General features: G+C 33.1%; 14 protein-coding genes and 1 pseudogene. 7 read left to right on the top strand and 8 right to left on the bottom strand.

Annotated features, from left to right (window positions below):
• The 6 genes and pseudogenes from BMY33_RS23570 to BMY33_RS17545 form a co-directional block, all read left to right on the top strand.
• Nucleotides 1-422, top strand: a pseudogene (locus BMY33_RS23570) (alginate export family protein); the annotation flags it as partial.
• 157 nt (nucleotides 423-579) lie between these two features.
• Nucleotides 580-3,099: a nitrite reductase large subunit NirB gene (gene nirB, locus BMY33_RS17565; RefSeq protein WP_091410961.1), complete on the top strand. Its 2,520-nt coding sequence runs from the start codon at nucleotides 580-582 to the stop codon at nucleotides 3,097-3,099.
• Nucleotides 3,100-3,122: 23 nt separating this feature from the next.
• A complete protein-coding gene (nirD, locus tag BMY33_RS17560) occupies nucleotides 3,123-3,500 on the top strand; it encodes a nitrite reductase small subunit NirD (protein ID WP_091410959.1) in 378 nt (125 codons plus the stop codon).
• A 55-nt stretch (nucleotides 3,501-3,555) separates the two neighbouring features.
• A complete protein-coding gene (locus BMY33_RS17555; protein WP_091410957.1) occupies nucleotides 3,556-4,140 on the top strand; it encodes a DUF4202 domain-containing protein in 585 nt (194 codons plus the stop codon).
• A 10-nt stretch (nucleotides 4,141-4,150) separates the two neighbouring features.
• On the top strand, nucleotides 4,151-5,968 hold the full coding sequence (locus tag BMY33_RS17550; RefSeq protein ID WP_091410956.1) for an ATP-binding protein: 1,818 nt from the start codon (nucleotides 4,151-4,153) through the stop codon (nucleotides 5,966-5,968).
• A 44-nt stretch (nucleotides 5,969-6,012) separates the two neighbouring features.
• Nucleotides 6,013-6,387 carry a hypothetical protein gene (locus BMY33_RS17545; RefSeq protein WP_139195693.1) on the top strand — a complete coding sequence of 125 codons (375 nt, stop codon included), beginning with the start codon at nucleotides 6,013-6,015 and terminating at the stop codon, nucleotides 6,385-6,387.
• Between the two features lie 22 nt (nucleotides 6,388-6,409).
• Here the strand turns inward: BMY33_RS17545 and BMY33_RS17540 are convergent, their stop codons facing one another.
• The 3 genes from BMY33_RS17540 to pfkA all read right to left on the bottom strand — a co-directional run bounded on the left by BMY33_RS17540 (nucleotide 6,410) and on the right by pfkA (nucleotide 9,401).
• Complete coding sequence (locus BMY33_RS17540) at nucleotides 6,410-7,282, bottom strand: BadF/BadG/BcrA/BcrD ATPase family protein (RefSeq protein WP_091410952.1); 873 nt, start codon at nucleotides 7,280-7,282, stop codon at nucleotides 6,410-6,412.
• 88 nt (nucleotides 7,283-7,370) lie between these two features.
• A complete protein-coding gene (gap, locus tag BMY33_RS17535; RefSeq protein WP_091410951.1) occupies nucleotides 7,371-8,372 on the bottom strand; it encodes a type I glyceraldehyde-3-phosphate dehydrogenase in 1,002 nt (333 codons plus the stop codon).
• Nucleotides 8,373-8,414: 42 nt separating this feature from the next.
• Nucleotides 8,415-9,401 (bottom strand): 6-phosphofructokinase, encoded by a 987-nt coding sequence (gene pfkA / locus BMY33_RS17530; protein WP_091410949.1) that lies wholly within the window; start codon nucleotides 9,399-9,401, stop codon nucleotides 8,415-8,417.
• A 307-nt stretch (nucleotides 9,402-9,708) separates the two neighbouring features.
• On the opposite strand from pfkA, the gene BMY33_RS17525 reads away from it, so the two are divergent.
• Nucleotides 9,709-12,228, top strand: coding sequence for an Ig-like domain-containing protein (locus BMY33_RS17525; RefSeq protein ID WP_170837117.1), 2,520 nt, complete (start codon nucleotides 9,709-9,711; stop codon nucleotides 12,226-12,228).
• Between the two features lie 78 nt (nucleotides 12,229-12,306).
• On the opposite strand, the gene BMY33_RS17520 is transcribed toward BMY33_RS17525, so the two are convergent.
• From BMY33_RS17520 to BMY33_RS17500, 5 genes are all read right to left on the bottom strand, one after another.
• The gene (locus tag BMY33_RS17520) at nucleotides 12,307-13,695 is read right to left on the bottom strand and encodes an alpha-amylase family glycosyl hydrolase (RefSeq protein WP_091410946.1); all 1,389 of its coding nucleotides are present in this window, start codon (nucleotides 13,693-13,695) and stop codon (nucleotides 12,307-12,309) included.
• Nucleotides 13,696-13,720: 25 nt separating this feature from the next.
• Nucleotides 13,721-15,583 carry a glycoside hydrolase family 13 protein gene (locus BMY33_RS17515; protein WP_091410944.1) on the bottom strand — a complete coding sequence of 621 codons (1,863 nt, stop codon included), beginning with the start codon at nucleotides 15,581-15,583 and terminating at the stop codon, nucleotides 13,721-13,723.
• A 109-nt stretch (nucleotides 15,584-15,692) separates the two neighbouring features.
• Nucleotides 15,693-17,999: a glycoside hydrolase family 65 protein gene (locus BMY33_RS17510; RefSeq protein ID WP_091410942.1), complete on the bottom strand. Its 2,307-nt coding sequence runs from the start codon at nucleotides 17,997-17,999 to the stop codon at nucleotides 15,693-15,695.
• An 83-nt stretch (nucleotides 18,000-18,082) separates the two neighbouring features.
• Nucleotides 18,083-18,748, bottom strand: coding sequence for a beta-phosphoglucomutase (gene pgmB, locus BMY33_RS17505; protein ID WP_091410940.1), 666 nt, complete (start codon nucleotides 18,746-18,748; stop codon nucleotides 18,083-18,085).
• Between the two features lie 7 nt (nucleotides 18,749-18,755).
• A complete protein-coding gene (locus BMY33_RS17500) occupies nucleotides 18,756-20,126 on the bottom strand; it encodes an MFS transporter (RefSeq protein ID WP_091410938.1) in 1,371 nt (456 codons plus the stop codon).
• Nucleotides 20,127-20,140 lie beyond the last annotated feature (14 nt).

Here is a 20,140-nt window from a genome sequence, read left to right as displayed (position 1 = left end):
CTGATGGAGAGATTACATCTTTCTTCCCTATTTTTGGAACCAATCATAAATTTAATGGATTTATGGATTATTTCTATGTAGGCAATCACGCCAATAGTGTAGGATTACAAGATATATATGCTAAAGCTGTTATCAAAACTGGTAAAAGTAGTAGCCTATTAGCCAAGCTTCACTATTTTTCTGCTGCAGAAGATATAGCAGGAACTGATGATAATTATTTAGGTACCGAATTAGACTTAGTATTTACTCAAAAAATACTACCGTATGCTACTTTAAAAATAGGATATTCTCAGATGTTCGCAGGAGATAGTATGGAAGTTCTAAAAGGAGTTACCAATCCTAGTGGATTACAAAATTGGGGATGGGCAATGTTAGTAGTAAAACCAAACTTCTTAAAATGGAGTCCGAAACCACAACAATAATTTATTAATGATATTATATCTAAAACCTGCGAAATCAGTTTCGCAGGTTTTTTTATGGATTATTTTCAAATTCCTAATTTACACAACTGATAATTACGTAATTCTTATTACTTAAATACGTATTAATACTTAATTTTGATTTATAAATACGTAACTAATGAAGAAGATAGTAGTAATAGGTAACGGAATGGTAAGTTATAAGTTCTGTGAGAAGTTTGTAGCATCAGAAAAATTTACAGATTACAAACTTATAGTTTTTGGTGAAGAACCAAGGCGAGCGTATGATAGAGTCCATCTTAGCGAATTTTACGATGGTAAAACTTCAGAAGATTTAAGTATGTCTCCTGCTAATTGGTATGAGGATAATAATATTGATCTTCATATTTCAGAAATGATTACAGAAATCAATCGAGAGGATAAAACGATTGCTAATCATCGAGGAGATATTTATTCCTATGATTATTTAGTGCTAGCAACCGGATCCTCTGCTTTTGTTCCGCCAATTGAAGGTATTGATAAAGAAGGGGTTTTTGTTTATAGGACTATTGAAGATCTTGAAGCTACAGAGGCATATGCTAAAAAATTAAAAGCTCAAGGAAAAACAGAAGCTGCTGTTCTCGGTGGAGGCTTATTAGGACTTGAAGCTGCAAACGCGGTTAAAAATTTAGGGCTTAATGCTCATGTAGTTGAGTTTGCACCTCGTTTAATGCCAAGACAGCTTGATAAAGGCGCTAGTGATATGCTTCAGTCCAAAATAGAAAGTATGGGATTAAAAGTACATCTTTCTAAACAAACACAATTTCTTCAAGGAGAAAAAACTATTGAAGGATTACAATATGTTGATGATACCGAATTAAAAGTTGATATGCTTGTAGTTTCAGCAGGTATTCGTCCACGTGATGAAGTAGCTAGAGAGTGTGGCCTTGAGGTAGGAACTCGCGGTGGAATCGTGGTCAATCAAAAAATGGAAACTTCTGACAAAAATATATTCGCTATTGGTGAGTGTGCTTTATTAAACAGCATGATTTATGGTTTAGTTGCTCCAGGGTATGATATGGCAGAAGTAGCTGTACAACAAATCACTGGAGGTAATGCAGAAATGCCTGAATCAATCGACATGTCAACGCAATTAAAATTAATAGGAACTGAAGTTGCTAGTTTTGGAGATGCTCTTAATCAGTCTAAAAAAGACATTGATGAGATTATATATGAAAATAAACGAAATGGAGTTTATAAAAAAATAAGTGTTTCTAAAGATGGTAAAAAACTTTTAGGCGGGATTTTAATCGGTGATTCATCTGATTATAATTCTTTATTCCAAATTTATATTAATGGAATGAAACTTCCAGAAGAACCTGAAGATCTTATACTAGGCAGTCGTGGAGGTGATGAAGGTAGTTTATTAGGTGATGTTATGGATTTACCGAATGGAGCTCAGATTTGTTCTTGCGAAAGTGTAACAAAAGGGCAGATTTGTAATTCAATAGAAAACGGAGAAGCTACAGATGTTGCAGGAGTAATTAGTTGCACCAAAGCCGGAACCGGTTGCGGTGGTTGCAAACCTATGGTAACGGACTTAACAAATGCTACTCTAAAATCTTTAGGTATTGAAGTTAAAGAAGGAGTTTGTGAACATTTTGATTTAAGCAGACAAGATTTATATAAAATCATTCAGGTAAAAGGATATACAAAATTTAATGAAGTATTAGATAACCACGGAAATGGCGGACATGGTTGTGAATTATGCAAACCACTTGTTGCTTCCTTGATGGCGACGATTAATGCAGATACAGCAAATGAAGAATACGCTATTCAGGATTCTAATGATCGTTTTTTAGCCAACATACAGCGAAATGGAACGTACTCAGTAGTTCCTAGAGTTCCTGGTGGTGAAATTACTCCTGAAAAGCTTATCGCATTAGGGGAAATAGCTAAAAAATACGATCTATACACTAAAGTAACAGGAGGTGTACGTATTGACTTATTTGGTGCGACTCTAAATCAATTACCCCTAATATGGAAAGATCTAATTAACCACGGTTTTGAAAGTGGTCATGCTTATGGTAAATCATTAAGAACAGTAAAAACTTGTGTTGGTTCGACCTGGTGTCGTTATGGAATGGATGAAAGTGTCAGCTTTGGTATCGAACTCGAGAATCGGTATAGAGGAATTCGTGCTCCACATAAAATTAAAGGTGGAGTTTCTGGATGTATCAGAGAATGTGCCGAGGCACGTGGAAAAGATTTCGGTTTAATTGCTGTAGAAGGTGGATGGAATTTATATGTAGGTGGAAACGGTGGAGCCACACCAAGACACGCAGAATTATTTGCTGAACAGATTGATAACGAAACTGTAATCAAATATCTAGACCGATATTTGATGTTTTATATGAGAACAGCAAAACCATTACAAAGAACCGCTGCTTGGCAAGAACGCTTAGAAGGTGGATTAGAATATCTGAAAGAAGTTATTATTGAAGATAAACTTGGAATTGCTGAAGATTTAGAAAATGAAATGAAAACTTTGGTCAATAAATTTAAATGTGAATGGACTCAAGCCATTAATGACCCTGAAATAATGAAGCGTTTTAACCACTTCGTAAACAGCGAAGATGATGATGAAAATATAGTTTTTGTTCCTTTAAGGGAGCAAAAAATGCCTGAACCCTGGAAATAATTAAACCGCTTATAACTAAAAAAATGGAAGGAATTCTAAATAAATACAAAACCATCAAATTAGAAGATGTAAAAGTTTGGTTCAAAGCTGCATCAATCAATGCCTTTCCAAAAGACGGAGGAGCTTGTGTTAAATATAGAGATTTACAAATTGCGGTATTCAACTTTAATAGGTTAAACAACTGGTACGCCTGTCAAAATTTATCACCTGAAAAAAACGAAATGGTTTTAAGTAGAGGAATGATAGGTGATCACAATGGAATACCTAAAGTTGCTTGTCCTCTTCATAAAAAAACTTTTTCATTAGAAACAGGAGAAAACTTAAATGGTGATTTACCTCCTATCGCAACATATCCAGTGAAAATAGAAAACGATATTGTTTTTATTGGCTTTGAAGAATAAAGAATTTTATTGCTAAAAACATTACTTTAGCAAGTATTCTAATTATCTTACTTTTATGCCAACCACAAAAATAACCGAAGCATTTTCTCTTATTGATAAGTCAAATGCAAATGATCCTAATAAAGAAATAATTAAAGGAGAATCTATTGCAAAAGAATTAGTCTATGGTCAACGAATGAGTCATACTTTAGACAATTTTGCGCCAGAAGCATCAGAAGCTTTACAATTAGCTTCTAGAGCTCAACATATCTGCAGGTGGGAAATCCCAAGAAACAGTTATCCAATGGATCGTGTGGGATACTTAAAATGGAGGGAAGAACTTAAAAAATTTCATGCAAAAAAAGCATCCGAAATACTTGAGAAGGTAGATTATGATCAGGAAACAATAGATAGGGTATCTTTTTTAATTCAAAAAAAGAAATTAAAAAAAGATGAAGATACCCAAGTATTAGAAGATGTAATATGTCTGGTTTTTCTTGAATTCTATTATTCGGATTTCTGTGAAAAACACGTTTCAGAAAAAGTTATTGATATCTTACAAAAAACTTGGAGAAAAATGTCTGATAAAGGACACCAAGCTGCGCTAAATATATCATATTCAGAAAAAGGATTAGATTTGATTAAGCAAGCTATCGCATAATTTTATCATATTGAACAAACTGGAATCATTAGATCATCAAACATTTAATCGCCTAAGTAAAATCTATATTATTGCCTTAGGAGCCATTGCCCTATTTACGATTGGCGGACAGTTTTTTATTCAGCGGTATCTTAACTCACAAATAGATGATTCTAAAATCGTTAATATTTCTGGTAGACAACGTATGCTTAGTCAGAAACTGACTAAAGAGATTTTATTACTTAGTTATACTACCAATGATGTGCTTAAAAAAAAATACATTGAAGAATTAGAAGCTACAATAGATCTTTGGAAAACTTCCCATGAGCAATTAAGAAGATATAACGACTCTATACCCAAAGGAAAAAATGATAGTACAGAAATAAAAAGAATGTTTTTGGTTTTACAACCTTATTTCGAAATTATATATCAAAACAGTGAACAAGTACTTAATTTAGTTAAAAACGATTCTGTTAACCAAAAAATTCTAAAACCTTATCTAGACAATGTGATTTTTAATGAGCCTCTTTTCCTTAAACAAATGGACGCCATTGTTTATAGATATGAAAAAGAAGCTAAAGAAAAAATATCAAGTCTTAAAAAAATAGAATACACCATATTTGGTTTAATCATTTTAGTCTTAATTTTTGAATTTTTTCTACTATTTAGACCCGTAGCATTAAGTATTAAGAAAACAATATCAAATCTTCTAATATCTCAAAAAGATGCCACAAATATGGCGGCTAACGCCGAGAAACTTAGGAAAATTCAGAACGAGAATGTACAAGAACTTGTATCGCTTACCAAAGCCTTAGATCAAACTCTGTTGTATGCTAGAGTTAATGAACAGGGTATCGTTAAAAATCTAGGAGAACGTTTTACAAAGGTTTTAAATATAGATCAAAAAATTGATCAAAAAAACCTTGCAGAACTTATGAAACTAAATGAGCTTCAAGCAAATAGACTACTTCAACTTATATCTCAGAATAAAGGAGGTGTTTTTAATGAAGAATTTGAATTTGTTTCTAAGGATGATAAAAAAATGTGGTTAGATGTTTCTATTCTAAATGTATTTAAAGAACCTGGTAATACAGAACGATTGGTTCTTTGCTCTGATATATCCAAAAGAAAAGAAGCGCAATTAGAAATAGAAAGATTAAATGATTTAGAATACCAACAAAAAGAAGAATTACAAAAATCTAACGCTAGTCTGATCGTAGAAGCGCAGGAAGAAGAACGAAAACGAATTGCTAAAGAAATTCATGATAGTATTGGACAAATGCTTACTGCCTTGAAATTTAACATTGAATCTATCAACACAAATAATATTGAAAAAACTCATCAAAAAATAGAAGGGCTTAAACAATTATCTAAAGACTTAATTCTCGGAATCAGAACTGCAACTTTTAATCTTACTCCACCGGAATTAAAAGATTATGGGATTAGTATAGCTCTACAAAAAATGGCGAAAGAACTTACTAAACTTACAGGTAAAAACATCATGTTAGAAAACAAATCTAATACTGATCTACGTTTTGATTCATTAGTAGAAACCAATCTATATCGAGTTACACAAGAAGCTGTAAATAATGCAATAAAATATGCTAAATCTGATTATATTCTAATTTCTATCAACAGTTCAGAATCCATATTAAGTATTATTATAGATGATAATGGTAAAGGTTTTGATTTAGACAAAATTCCAAGCAAGCCTAAGAACAATGCTGAAGGTGGAATGGGGTTATTTTTCATGAAAGAAAGAATGAATTATATAGATGGTAGGATTTTTATTAGTTCGACTCCTGGAAAAGGCACAAGAATTAGTTTAAATTATAATTTTAATAAATAAAATTATATACTTTTACAAGGTAATTTACCCCCCAAACAAAAAGAGTGAAAGTAAGTAAGGAAAACACAAAATATCTAATGAATTGGGATTCCAAAAAAATTTGGAAAGAAGAAATCATTAGTAAAGAGTTTATAAAATATCTCAAAGAAGAAGAAGTTAATGAACTAGTCCAAAAAAATGATGTTCAATTTGGTGTTATCTCAGAAAGAGATATTATTAATTGGATTGAAAAAGAGGAAAATCAAAGTTTTTGGGACAGCAAAATGAAAAATCATATCTGCGAAAACATCATTAAGGACGATGATGATTATTTTGTAGGATGTGATTATGAAGATTTTAAAGATGGATACTTTTTCGTAGCCAGTTTATGGAAAATGGAAAAAGGAGAAAACTTGATAATATTAGAACATTATCATTGATCTCTCCTTGATTTTATTATTTCTAAACCTTGTTTGGTTTCTTTTTAATTACATCATTTCTGTAGTAATCTATAATCCCATCAATAGGTCTTCTAACAATATTACCAACTGTTAAGTGATATGGCCATACTGCTGCTCTAATAATGTCCTCACTAAAATGGGCTATTGACCCAATAAAGTGTACAGGAACATTTTGAGCTTCAGGGAAACACAATACTCTTGTTTCTACAAATTCTTGTATACCTTCTGTAATGATTTTATAAAAATATCCGTTACGTTCACTGGTAAAAATAAATTCTGCAAATGAAGCTAAATACGTATTTGGATTTTCTTTTTTATATAAATTTTCTTTTATAGAATCAGAAGAAAGATTAAAACGTTTCTCGAATTCTCCAGCTACCTCTGGAGGCATTCTTTTATAATAATAGTCTCTTATTAATCGTTTCCCGAAGTAATTACCACTAGCTTCATCCATTAAAATATATCCTAAAGAATCCACTGCCATATGGATATCATCTCCATCATAATAACAACTGTTAGATCCAGTTCCTAATATACAGACAATTCCAGGCTCTGTAGTAGCTGCATACACAGCTGCAACCATATCTTCTCTAACCACTACATCAGTAGCATTAACAAAAAAGTCTTCAAATACTTTCTTTAACATAGCGGCAGGTTTTGCAGTACCACATCCAGCTCCATAAAAGTGAACCGCTTCGATTGTTTTGCTATGCTCGGTTAACTCCGCATTAGCACGAACTCTTTTTTCCAGTAAAGACTTCTCAAATACAGCAGGATTCAATCCTTCTGTACGGGTTTTAAATACAATTTCTCCAGAATCATCAAGAAGAATCCAATCGCATTTAGTAGAACCACCGTCAGCTATTAAAATCATTTAAAAAAATATTTGTTGTGTGTGTGTGTTTGCTATGAAAAAAGCCCCGATTATATACCAAATCGAGGCAATATTATTTGTTACCTCTTTATAGGTTTCCTACGTAAGATGAAAGGTCTACTAATTTAGAAGAGTATCCATATTCATTATCATACCAAGAAACTAATTTAAAGAAATTATCATTTAATGCTATTCCAGCTCCTGCATCAAAAGTAGATGTATGATGTTCTCCAACAAAGTCCTGAGACACTACATCTTCATCTGTATATGCTAAAACCCCTTTCAATTCATTCTCTGATGCTTTTTTAACAACAGCTTTTAGGTCTTCATAAGATACGGATTTCTTAGTTTTTACTGTAAGATCTACAACAGAAACATCAGCCGTTGGTACTCTAAACGCCATACCGGTAAGCTTACCATTTAATTCTGGTATTACTTTACCAACAGCTTTAGCAGCTCCAGTAGATGAAGGTATTATATTATTTAATGAAGATCGTCCTAATCTATAATTCTTTTTAGAAGGAGCATCAACAACAGCTTGTGTAGCAGTTGCAGCGTGAACTGTAGTCATTAACCCTTCTTCTATTCCAAAATTATCATTGATTACTTTAGCTAATGGCGCTAAACAGTTCGTAGTACAAGAAGCATTAGAAACAATAGTATCTGTTGCCTTAGCATCTTTATGATTTACACCCATAACGAACATTGGTGCATCTGCAGATGGTGCAGAAATAACAACTTTTTTAGCACCTGCTTTCAAATGAGCACCTGCTCCATCTAATGTAGTAAATATACCTGTACAATCCATTACAACATCAACTCCAGCTGCATCCCATTTTAATTCTTCAGGATTTCTTTCTGCAGTAACACGAATAGCTTTACCATCTACTACAAGGCTTCCATTTTCTACAGCAATAGTACCATCATATTTTCCGTGTACAGAATCGTACTCCAATAAATAAGCTAAATGATTTACATCTAACAAATCGTTAATAGCTACTATTTCTACATTCTCGCGTTTAGAAGCAATTCTAAATGCGATTCTTCCAATTCTACCGAAACCGTTAATTCCAATTTTTAACGTACTCATACTTAATAATTTAGTTGTTTTTGATTTAAAACGTGGTTATATTTATACTGAAGTAATATCAGCTACTTTAATTAATCGATCGTGTTTGTGTGTTCTTTTTCCAAGAGCGGTTGCTAGTGGAACTATTTCTACTTTTTTATGAACAATCCCTATCATCACTTCACTTTGTCCTTCTAATAATGTTTCTACAGCTCCTACTCCTAATTTACTTGCCAGAACTCTATCATAACAACTTGGTGACCCACCTCTTTGTATATGACCTAATACTGAAACTCTAACTTCATAATCTACTAGGTTTTCCTCCACATATTCTCCTAATTCAAAAATATTTTTTCCAGATTTATCACCTTCAGCCACGACTATAATACTAGAAGTTTTTCCTGTCTTTTTACTTTTTTTCAAGGACTCTATAAGCCTATCAACCCCCATATCTTCTTCTGGAATCAATATCTCTTCTGCTCCTGCTCCAATTCCTGCATTGAGAGCTATATCTCCGGCATCTCTCCCCATTACCTCGATCAAGAATAGTCTATTATGTGAACTTGCAGTATCTCTAATTTTATCTATAGCTTCTACCACCGTATTTAAAGCAGTATCATATCCTATCGTATAATCAGTACCGTTAATATCGTTATCGATTGTTCCTGGAATTCCGACCACAGGGAAATTAAATTCTTCTGAAAGCTTTAATGCACCTGTAAAACTACCATCTCCTCCAATTACGATAAGTGCATCAATATTATTCTTTACCAAGTTATTATGAGCTTTCCTTCTTCCTTCTTCCGTTCGGAAATCCTTAGAACGGGCAGATTTAAGAAAAGTTCCTCCTTTGTTTATTATATTTCTTACCGAACGTGCGTTCAGCTTCTCCATTTCATTGTGAATAAGGCCCTCATAACCTTTATAAACACCAAAACAATCTATCTGATAATAACTACACGCACGAACTACCGCTCTTATAGCGGCATTCATTCCTGGAGCATCTCCTCCAGAAGTAAGTACAGCGATATTTTTTACTTTCTTTGTCATTGAAGTCAAATCTATTGTTATTGACCACAATAACCTAATTTACCAAAAATCTAAAACGTTTTCGGTTAATAAATTCAGTAATTACTGACAAAAAATGTATGGTTTTAACACATTTTCATGAAATAAGTTAAGAAAAAAGTATTATGACAAAATACTTTATTCCTCATTTTAGTATTCTCAAAAAAAAATGATTTATTAAACCATATTATTAAGATCATAATGCATGATCATAAGCTTCATTCATATTTTAGTATCTTTATGGTCACATAATAGTCATAAATTCACCCAAATTAATTTCATTTTTGACATGAAAAAAAAATCACTTATAATAGCTTTGTCAATTGTAATTCTAACCTCATTCAAAGCTTTTTCTCAGAATCAAAATAATCTAATAGACGCTCCAGGTGATATTGCTTTTGTAGCATTTCATACTGACAATGGAGGCGCAGATCAAGAAGATGGATTTTCTTTTGTTTTATTAGACGATGCCATTAACGGAACCACTATAACGTTTATAGATGAAGAATGGGATGGAATGCAATTTTCATCCGCAGTAAATGAAGGAGATTTAATATGGACCAATAATACTGGTAGTACTATTGATGCTGGAACAGTAGTTAATATTACTGATGCAGATGGGAACACGGAAATGGCTTCTGTAGGTATTGTAGATGAAATCAACGCTGGATTTGATTTAGCATCTGCAGAAGATATTGTAGCAGTAACTGGTACAAGAGCAACTCCTGGTGTTTTTCTATCCGCCATTGATGGTGATAATGGTTTTCCTTTTATAACTACTAATACAGGATTATCAAGTGCACAAATTCTATTAATTTCTGATCAAGGTATATACACAGGGCCAACTACTTGTAACAGTACAATAGGTGATTGCTTAATTCAAATATATGACTCCGTTAATAATTGGAGTTTTGGAAACTATACACATCCAGATAATGTAACAGGTAATTTTACAGGTAGTGCCTTTTTAGGAGATTTAACACCTCCAACAGTTAGTATTTCCCTTTCGGATGTTGCTCTCACAATGGGAGAAACCTCTACTATTACCTTTACCTTTAGTGAAGTTCCAGTAGGATTTACATCAGCTGATGTTACAGTTCAAAATGGTGCTTTATCAGGATTTATGGTAACAGCGAATCCAGTTATATATACTGGATTATTTACCCCTACACCAAATATACAAGATACCACAAATATTATTAGCGTAGGAACGGGATACACAGATGCGGCTGGAAATACAGGAGTTGCTGCAGACTCGGACAACTATACTATAAACACTATCCCTTCTAATTCGGCTCCGAGTTTTTCACTCCCTACTAGTCCAGATCAAACAGTCATAGAAGATTCTGGAATGCAGACTGTAAATGGATTTGCCTCTGCTATTGATGATGGAGATGGAAACACTCAAACACTTACATTTAATGTAACGAATAACAACAATGCATTATTCAGTAGTCAACCTACAATAGACGAAATTACAGGAAACCTTGCATACACATCTGCTGCGAACATTTCTGGAAATGTAACCATAACTGTAAACTTATCTGATGACGGAGGAACTGCTAATGGAGGAATCGATACTTCTGCTGATCAAACCTTTATTATAACCATTAATGAAGTAAATGATGCTCCAAGCTTTTCTTTACCTGTTAATCCAGATCAAACAGTTACAGAGGATTCTGGTGTACAAACCGTAAATGGATTTGCTTCTGCTATTGATGATGGAGATGAAAATACACAAACACTTACTTTTAATGTAACAAATGATAACAACGCTCTCTTCAGCAGTCAGCCTGCAATAGATGCAACTGGAAACCTTAGCTTTACACCTACCGCAAATGCTTCGGGAAATACAACTGTTACCGTAAATCTATCTGATAATGGAGGAACCGCCAATGGAGGGATCGATACTTCTGCTGATCAAACATTTATAATTACTATTAATGAAGTAAATGATGCTCCAAGCTTTTCTTTACCTGTTAATCCGGACCAAACAGTTACAGAGGATTCTGGTGCACAAACTGTAAATGGATTTGTTTCTAATATTGATGATGGAGATGGAAATACACAAATCCTTACTTTTAATATAACTAATGATAACAATATGTTATTCAGTAGTCAACCCGCAATAGATGTAACTGGAAATTTAACCTATACCCCAGCTGCAAATGCTTTTGGAAGTACAACGGTTACTGTAAACCTATCTGATGATGGAGGAACTGCTAACGGAGGAGTTGATACTTCTACCGATCAAACATTTATGATTACTGTTACTAGTGCCAATGACGAACCAACAGTAATTATTACTTCTACCGAAAGTTCTCCAACTGCAGCTAACCCTATTCCTATAACTATTACATTTTCTGAAAGCGTACTTAATTTTGATATCAACGATATCATTATTACAAATGGATCACTACTTAATTTTTCTGGTTCAGATGAAACTTACATTGTTCAGGTTGTGCCTACTACAACGGGAGTTATTACACTAAATATTGATGCGAATAGTGCGAATAGTGTTTCTGGCGATGGAAATCTATCAGCTTTAGAATTTAGTATTACCTATGATGCATTACTTAATACGGACGAATTTAACCAAGATGAATTTAGTATATATCCAAACCCAACTAAAGGTAATATATATATAAGTATTCCTATAGATCGTGTAACAGTTTTCGATTATAATGGCAAAAAGGTATTAGAAACAACGAAAAATACAATTGATATGTCGGGCTTAGAATCTGGTGTTTATATATTTAATATAGAAACCAAAGAACAACAAACCACAAAGCGAGTTATTAAGTTTTAGCCTTACATTCATTATAGAAACAAAAATAAAGAAGCCACTTTGATAAGTGGCTTCTTTATTTTTGTTTCTATACTTTGATTATTCTTGTTTAATCAATATCAAATACTGCCAAGGATCTAACTCATATTCCTGACCTTTAGCACCATCCACATATTCTCCAGAAAGATAATCTTTAAATTTACCATCGTACTCTGCTGTAAATTTCACAGATTCTTTTGTCATATTTGCAACAAAAACGACTTTATCTCCTTCTTTTTCTCTTTTAAAAGCCAACACTTTAGTATCTGCTGAAGTTTTAATTCTATTATATGAAGCTGCATTTTTACCCCCATGTAATGCTGAGTTTTCATTTTTAAGCTTTCCTAATTTTTCATATAGTGGATAGAATACATCTTTCTTTTTGATGATCGTATCTTTTTCAAAAAACAATAAACGCTTATCCATATCATATTCTTGTCCAGAATAAATTAACGGCATTCCAGGAGCTACATATGATAATGCAGCGAATAATTCTTTAGAATCACCCATTCTTTCTTGCACAGTCCCATTCCAAGAATTCTCATCGTGATTGGAGGTAAAGTTCATTAAGATATCGTCTTTAGCATACATAGAATCTACTTGAACCATTCTTTTATCCCAAGCGTCTACGGTGTTTTCTCCTTTAGCGATATGATTCATTACATGATGTGTATCCCATCCATAACCCATATCGAATGCTTTTTCCATTAATTCTGATTCCCAACCTTCAGCTAGCATAAATACAGGTTTAATTTTCTTAAGTTCTGCAACTGTGTTATTCCAAAAATCAACTGGCACCATCCCAGCTACGTCACAACGAAAACCATCTACTCCTTCTTGCTCTACCCAATACTTCATTGCATCTAACATTCCTTTTCTCATCTCTTCATTATCATAATCAAGATCTGCAACATCCGTCCAATCAGTACCTACAGTATGCGTAATTTCTCCTTTATCATTTTTAGTATAAAATTCAGGGTGTTCTTTTAACCAGACATGATCCCATCCGGTATGATTTGCTACCCAATCTAACACAACATAAATCCCATTATCATGTGCTGTTCTTACCAACTCTCTAAAATCTTCTAAGGTTCCAAATTCTGGATTTACTTTGGTGTAATCAGAAATCGCATAATAACTACCTAGTGATCCCTTACTTTTGGTAGTAGATATTGGATAAATAGGCATAACCCAAAGTATTTTTACTCCAAGGTTTTTTAAAGTAGGAATATCCTTAGTAAAAGCTTTGAAAGATCCTTCTTCAGAATATTGACGAATATTTGCTTCATATATCACCGCATTTTCCATCATAGCGCCACTAACAGCAGCTAATCCTTTACTTACTTCTTCTACAACAGTTTCTGCTTTTGCAACTGTTTCTTCTTTTTTTTGCTTTCCACAGGAAATTATCATGCCTGCTACGACAAGACAGAAAGTTACTTTTCTCATTATTTTATAATTTTGTTTTTAAAGTTTATTGTAATTCTATAATCATTGATGTTTTAGCCGGAATTGCTATATTTTCGCTAACGTCAATGGTAGTATCAGTAATAATGTCTTTCCCCATTTTTAAACCTTTTAATCCTTCCTCAAAACGGGTCATATCAAGTTCCTGATTTTCAGAATTATTATTAATGACGACCATTATTCTTTCATTTTCAGTATACCTGAAATAGACATATACATGATTAAAAGGTATGTACTGTAATAGCTTTCCTTTATGAATAGCAATACTTGATTTTCTCCAGTTTAATACTTTTTTGGTAAACGCATGAAATGCTTCTTCATCTTGTGTTCTACCTCCTACTTTATCCTTTGAAGTTTCCGAGATAAATGCACTTCTTTTATCATCCGGCCATCCTCCAGGAAAATCTCTACGAATATCACCATCGCCTTTTTTATCTCTATTACCTAACATTCCTATTTCATCTCCGTAATAGATCTGAGGAATACCTCTAGTAGTAAAAATTAGGGTCATTACCATCTTATATTTATTAATATCACTCTGATAAATCTCATTGATTCTATTCGTATCATGGTTACCTGCAAACAATAGTATATTATCAATATCTGGATATAAAAAATCATTGGTGAAATTTTCATAGGCCCTGATCATTCCTTTATCCCAAGAATTACCATCTTCATCAAACATAACGGTAACCGCATCATGGAGTGTAAAATCCATAACAGAAGGTAAATGTGAATTGTAATTATCTATTGCTCCAATTTTACTATCTTTTTGCCAATACGCCATCTGTGCTTGATCATGCATCCAAACCTCTCCTACAATATTAAATTTAGGATACTCATCCATGATGGCTTTGGTCCATTTTGCAATTCCTTCTTTATCATTATATGAATATGTGTCCACTCTAAAACCATCCAAATCGGCATATTCTATCCACCAAATTGCATTTTGAGTTATATAGTTAAGAAGTAATGGATTGCTTTGGTTCATATCGGGCATTGTAGTATCAAACCAGCCATCCATACATCCTTTTGCATCAACTGTAGAAGCATTGGTATCAAACTGAGTCGTCATTCTATAATTACTTCTTCTGAAACCCTCGGGCCACTGGTGAATCCAATCCTTTGTTGGTAAATCTTGAATCATCCAATGTTTAGATCCCCAATGATTCGTTACATAATCCATAATCAATTTCATATCCAACTTATGCACTTCAGTAGCTAATCTTTTATAATCTTCATTAGTTCCATATCTCGAATCAATTTTATAAAGATCACTTTGTGCATACGTATGATAAGAATAAGTAGATTCATTATCTTCTAATAAAGGCGTACTCCAAAGTGCAGTTGCTCCTAAATCATTTAAATAATCTAAATGATCTATTACTCCTTGTATATCTCCTCCATGACGCCCACCAGGGTTAGAACGATTTGCCTTTTCGACAGTATCCTTATGTGAATCATTATCTAGATTACCATTCGCGAAGCGATCTGGCATAATCAAATACATCACATCACTACTATCAAACCCTTTTCGATCTACTGATCCTTTTCGTCTAGCCTTAAATTCATAAGATTCTGAAAAAGCTACTTTTTCATTCTCCTTGAAATTAATCAAGACTTTACCAGATGGTACATCTTTAGTATCAATAGTTATAAAAACATAATTAGAGTTTTCTGTTTTTGTAATATCAGTTATGGTTATACCTTCTATTTCTATATTGTATTTAGATATATCGTTACCATAACACATTAACTGCAATTGGTTAGACTGCATACCACTCCACCAAAACGGAGGTTCTATTTTTTCGATCTGCCCAAAGGTTAATGAAACGATTAACCCAAAAAGCACGGTTAATATATTCTTCATTGATTTAATTTTGATTTGTAAATTTTACCTAATTCTAAAACTAGAATTGAATTAAATACCCCAAAAACTTTTGCTTTTGGGGTATTTACATTTCATTTATATAAATGAATTAAACGCTCATCAAACTATTTGGAGATATTGTAAATTCCTTTCCATCTACATATATCAATAACTCATGTTCTCCTTCTAAATTAAAAGTAGTTCCTTCTTGAGAAACATTTACCTTTAATATACTGTTCCTAAAGTTTACATTGAATGCATAACCTTTCCATTCTTTAGGTATTTTAGGTGTAAATGACAATCTATCATTCTTTACTCTTAACCCTCCAAAACCTTCTACAATACTCATCCAAGTTCCTGCCATACTTGTAATATGCAGTCCTTCTTCAACTTCTTTATTATAGTCATCTAAATCTAATCTAGAAGTTCTTAAATAGAACGTATATGCCTGATCCATTCTATCTAGAGTAGCAGCTTGTATACTATGTACACAAGGTGAAAGTGAAGATTCATGCACTGTAAATGGCTCATAAAAATCAAAATGGCGTTTCAATTCTTCTTTTGTGAATTGATCTTCGAACATATAGAAACCTTGCAAGGTATCTGCTTGCTTTATATAAGGAGATCTTAGAATTCTATCCCAGCTCCACTTTTGATTAATAGGTCTTTGCGATTTATCCAGATTGTCAACAGTAATAAGTTCCTTATCTAAGAAGCCATCTTGTTGCAAGTATACTTGGTGTTTTTCAGAATATGGAAAATACATTTTTTCAGCTACCTTTAGCATTGCATTTATTTCTTCTTGGCCAAGTTTTGTCTTTTCTATAATTCTATTATAATCAATCTCATATTCTGACTTAACCTTTTCAATATTTTCAACACAATACTCAATACACCATTTTGCTAAATAATTAGTATACCAGTTATTATTGATGTTGTTCTCATACTCGTTCGGTCCAGTTACGCCTAGTATCACATATTTTTCTTTATCCGTAGAAAAAGTAGCTCTCTGATGCCAAAAACGAGCAATAGCTATCATTACCTCTAATCCCATTTCTGGAATGTAACTATAATCTCCAGTATATCGTAGATAGTTATAAATAGCAAATGTCATAGCGCCGTTTCGATGAATCTCTTCGAATGTAATCTCCCATTCATTATGACATTCTTCTCCGTTCATGGTTACCATTGGGTATAATGCTGCTCCATTCGTAAATCCAAGTTTTTCAGCATTTTCAATCGCCTTATCTAAATGATTGTAACGATACTGTAATAAACTCCTAGCTACATTCTGATTTTTAGTAGCCATATAAAAAGGTATGCAATATGCTTCGGTATCCCAATAGGTACTTCCTCCATATTTTTCTCCAGTAAAGCCTTTAGGTCCAATATTTAATCGCGCATCTTTACCTAAATAGGTTTGATTCAATTGAAAAATATTAAAACGAATTCCTTGCTGTGCTTTTACATCTCCGTCAATAACAATATCTGCCATTTCCCAAATCTTGGACCAGGCTTTCTTTTGTAAATCTAACAAAGCTTCGAATCCAGATTCAGAAGCTTGTTTTAAAACTGCAGCACTAGCAGACGCTATGTCTTCTTGTTTGTGATTTAATGAAACTGTATATCCCCCAAATTTATGTAATTCGGTAGTTTGACCTTTTTCTACTTTCACCTCATACTTAAGACTTGCATAGGTTTTGTTAGTTTCAACAGTAGGATAAACATCTTGTTTTTTACCATCTAAAAACAATTGATTAAGCATTCCTGTACATACATGGAACTCTGTTTTCATTGTTTTTGAAGATATGTAAGCCGCGTTCCCTTTATGTGATACTTCATATGTATCCCAAAATTTGTCATCCCAGTTTGTATCTTCATTAGTAATTCCAGCATCCAAATAAGGTGTGAAATGGACTATAGCTTCTTTATTTAGAGAAGTAACTTCATATTTAATAGCTCCAACTTCGTCTAAATCTAAACTTAAAAACCTTGTAGATCTTACTAATATCTCCGTGTTGTTTCTTAAAACTGCTTTGAAAGAACGTTGGTACCAACCTTCTTTCATATTAAGTTCTCTACGAAAATCTGATACTGTCTTACACTTATGAAGATTTAATTTTTCTCCATTAATTTCTACATCAATTCCAATCCAGTTTGGCGCATTCAATACCTTTGCAAAATATTCTGGATATCCATTCTTCCACCAACCAACTCTGGTTTTATCAGGATAATATACTCCTGCAATATAACTTCCCTGAAAAGTAGGTCCTGTATACGTCTCTTCAAAATTCGCACGTTGCCCCATGGCTCCGTTACCTATACTAAAAAGACTCTCTGAGGATTTAACTCGTTCTACATCAAATCCTTCTTCAATTATAGACCAGTTATCTGGTTTAATATAATCCTGATTCATCGGTTCTCTTTTTTTATTTTTAGTTGATAGAAACACCTATTAAATATTCAATTGAATTCTTCGATAGGCATTTCAAATTATTCTTATTTTTTACTGGTTGTAACTAATTGGTTAATGAATTCTTCTTTTATTTCTGTAAAATCTTTAAATATATAATCTGCTTCATGCAGCACTTTTGGATCTCCAATACCAATACTGACCATATTTGCAGTATTAGCAGCTTGAATACCTGCAACAGAATCTTCAAAAACAACACAATTTTCAGGTTCTATTCCTAATTTTTGCGCTCCAATTAAAAACACTTCTGGATCTGGTTTTGCTTTAGAAACATTTGTCCCATCTACAATAGCCTGAAACTTTTCTTTAAGCAATACCTTATCTAGAATAATTCTGGCATTTTTACTAGCGGATCCCAGAGCAACAGCTTGATCTTTGGTTAAAAGATAATCTAAAACTCTTGGCACATCTGGAAGAACTTCTGAAGTATCCATAGTTTCGATATAATTTAGATACTCTTCATTCTTTTTAGCCATCAAGGCAGTAAATTCTTGTTCTGAAATGGTTTTATTTCCCCATTCTAAAATTTTTTCTAAAGATCGCACTCGGCTAACTCCTTTTAGTTGTTCGTTTTGTTCTTCAGAAAAAGAAATATCAAGACCATTGGCTAAATTTTGCCATGCTAGAAAATGATATTTTGCAGTGTCCACTATGACACCATCAAGATCAAATATGAATGCTTTTTTTGTCATTCTAAATTTATTTTGGGTTATATGTGATAGCATCTTTATTAGTAATCAACAAGTTACAAAAACCAGCTATAATTAGACTAATTCCTGCTACTATCATTGCGTTAATTGTTTCTTCTCCTATAAGCTTATACGTATAATTTATTCCTCCCAAAGCGGCTATCACCTGCGGTATAACAATAAACATATTAAAAATTCCCATAATGACTCCCATCTTTTTAGGATCAACAGAACTGGATAACATTGCATATGGCATAGACAAAATACTACCCCAAGAAAAACCTATTAATGTAAAAGAAAGTATTAACCAAGAAGGAGATGGTATAAAATACATAGATATAAAACCTACTCCTCCCAATATTAATGAAAAAAGGTGTACTAGTTTTCTGTTAATTCTTCTTTTAGAAGTATAAAAAGCTAATATTAGAGCAAAAGCCATAGATGATAATCCATAAACACCCATGTATTTACCTACCTCATTTGATGATTTTTGGAATGCTGTATTAGCTATTTGAAACTCATTTACAGATTCTTCAGAATCCATATTGTAATTTGCTTCTACTGGTGCAGGAGTTTCAAAAATATGCTCAGTTAAAGCAGGGTTGGTAAGACTCCACATAGTAAAAAAAGCAAACCAACTAAAAAACTGCACTACACCTAACTTCTTCATTGTTAAAGGCATACTCCCGATGTTATTCAAAATATCTGGAATAAACTGATTTTTCTTTTCTTTTTCTCTTTTAAACTCTTCCATATCCTCTGGAGGATACTCTGTCGTTGTAAAAACTGTATATAAAATACTTATAAGAAAGACAAAAGCTCCAATGGCAAAAGCAACCTTAACTGACATGGGAACCACTCCATTAGCAGCAGAATCACTTACACCTAATTGAGAAACCATCCAAGGAAGATTACTCGCTATCCAAGTTCCTATACCAATAATTAATGTTTGAATTACAAATCCATAAGACCTTTGTGATTCAGGTAACTTATCCGCTACTAAAGCTCTAAAAGGTTCCATTGAAATATTAATGGAGGCATCTAAAATCCATAAAAAACCAGCAGCTACCCACAAAGCTGGAGAGTGCGGCACAAAAAATAATGCTATGGAACTAAAAATAGCTCCAATTAGAAAATAAGGTCTTCTTCTTCCCCATCTAGGATTCCAAGTTCTATCACTTAAATATCCGATAATAGGTTGTACCAATAGACCGGTCAATGGTGCCGCAATCCACATGATTGGAATATCATGGATTTCTGCTCCTAACGTCTGAAAAATTCTAGACATGAATCCGCCTTGCAATGCAAAACCGAATTGTATTCCTAGAAAACCGAAACTCATGTTCCAAATTTCCCAGAAACTTAGCTTACGCTTGTTCATTAAGTAAATCTTTA

The organism is Aquimarina amphilecti, from assembly GCF_900109375.1.
Taxonomy (GTDB): domain Bacteria; phylum Bacteroidota; class Bacteroidia; order Flavobacteriales; family Flavobacteriaceae; genus Aquimarina; species Aquimarina amphilecti.
Note: the sequence above shows the minus strand (reverse complement) of the source record. Positions and strands in the feature narration are given on the sequence as shown.

Excerpts from the sequence above, each read along its gene's own strand:
- nirB (WP_091410961.1), top strand. The coding sequence starts at position 580 with ATGAAGAAGATAGTAGTAATAGGTAACGGAATGGTAAGTTATAAGTTC.
- nirD (WP_091410959.1), top strand. The coding sequence starts at position 3,123 with ATGGAAGGAATTCTAAATAAATACAAAACCATCAAATTAGAAGATGTA.
- BMY33_RS17555 (WP_091410957.1), top strand. The coding sequence starts at position 3,556 with ATGCCAACCACAAAAATAACCGAAGCATTTTCTCTTATTGATAAGTCA.
- BMY33_RS17540 (WP_091410952.1), bottom strand. The coding sequence starts at position 7,282 with ATGATTTTAATAGCTGACGGTGGTTCTACTAAATGCGATTGGATTCTT.
- gap (WP_091410951.1), bottom strand. The coding sequence starts at position 8,372 with ATGAGTACGTTAAAAATTGGAATTAACGGTTTCGGTAGAATTGGAAGA.
- pfkA (WP_091410949.1), bottom strand. The coding sequence starts at position 9,401 with ATGACAAAGAAAGTAAAAAATATCGCTGTACTTACTTCTGGAGGAGAT.
- BMY33_RS17525 (WP_170837117.1), top strand. The coding sequence starts at position 9,709 with ATGAAAAAAAAATCACTTATAATAGCTTTGTCAATTGTAATTCTAACC.
- BMY33_RS17520 (WP_091410946.1), bottom strand. The coding sequence starts at position 13,695 with ATGAGAAAAGTAACTTTCTGTCTTGTCGTAGCAGGCATGATAATTTCC.
- BMY33_RS17515 (WP_091410944.1), bottom strand. The coding sequence starts at position 15,583 with ATGAAGAATATATTAACCGTGCTTTTTGGGTTAATCGTTTCATTAACC.
- BMY33_RS17510 (WP_091410942.1), bottom strand. The coding sequence starts at position 17,999 with ATGAATCAGGATTATATTAAACCAGATAACTGGTCTATAATTGAAGAA.
- pgmB (WP_091410940.1), bottom strand. The coding sequence starts at position 18,748 with ATGACAAAAAAAGCATTCATATTTGATCTTGATGGTGTCATAGTGGAC.
- BMY33_RS17500 (WP_091410938.1), bottom strand. The coding sequence starts at position 20,126 with ATGAACAAGCGTAAGCTAAGTTTCTGGGAAATTTGGAACATGAGTTTC.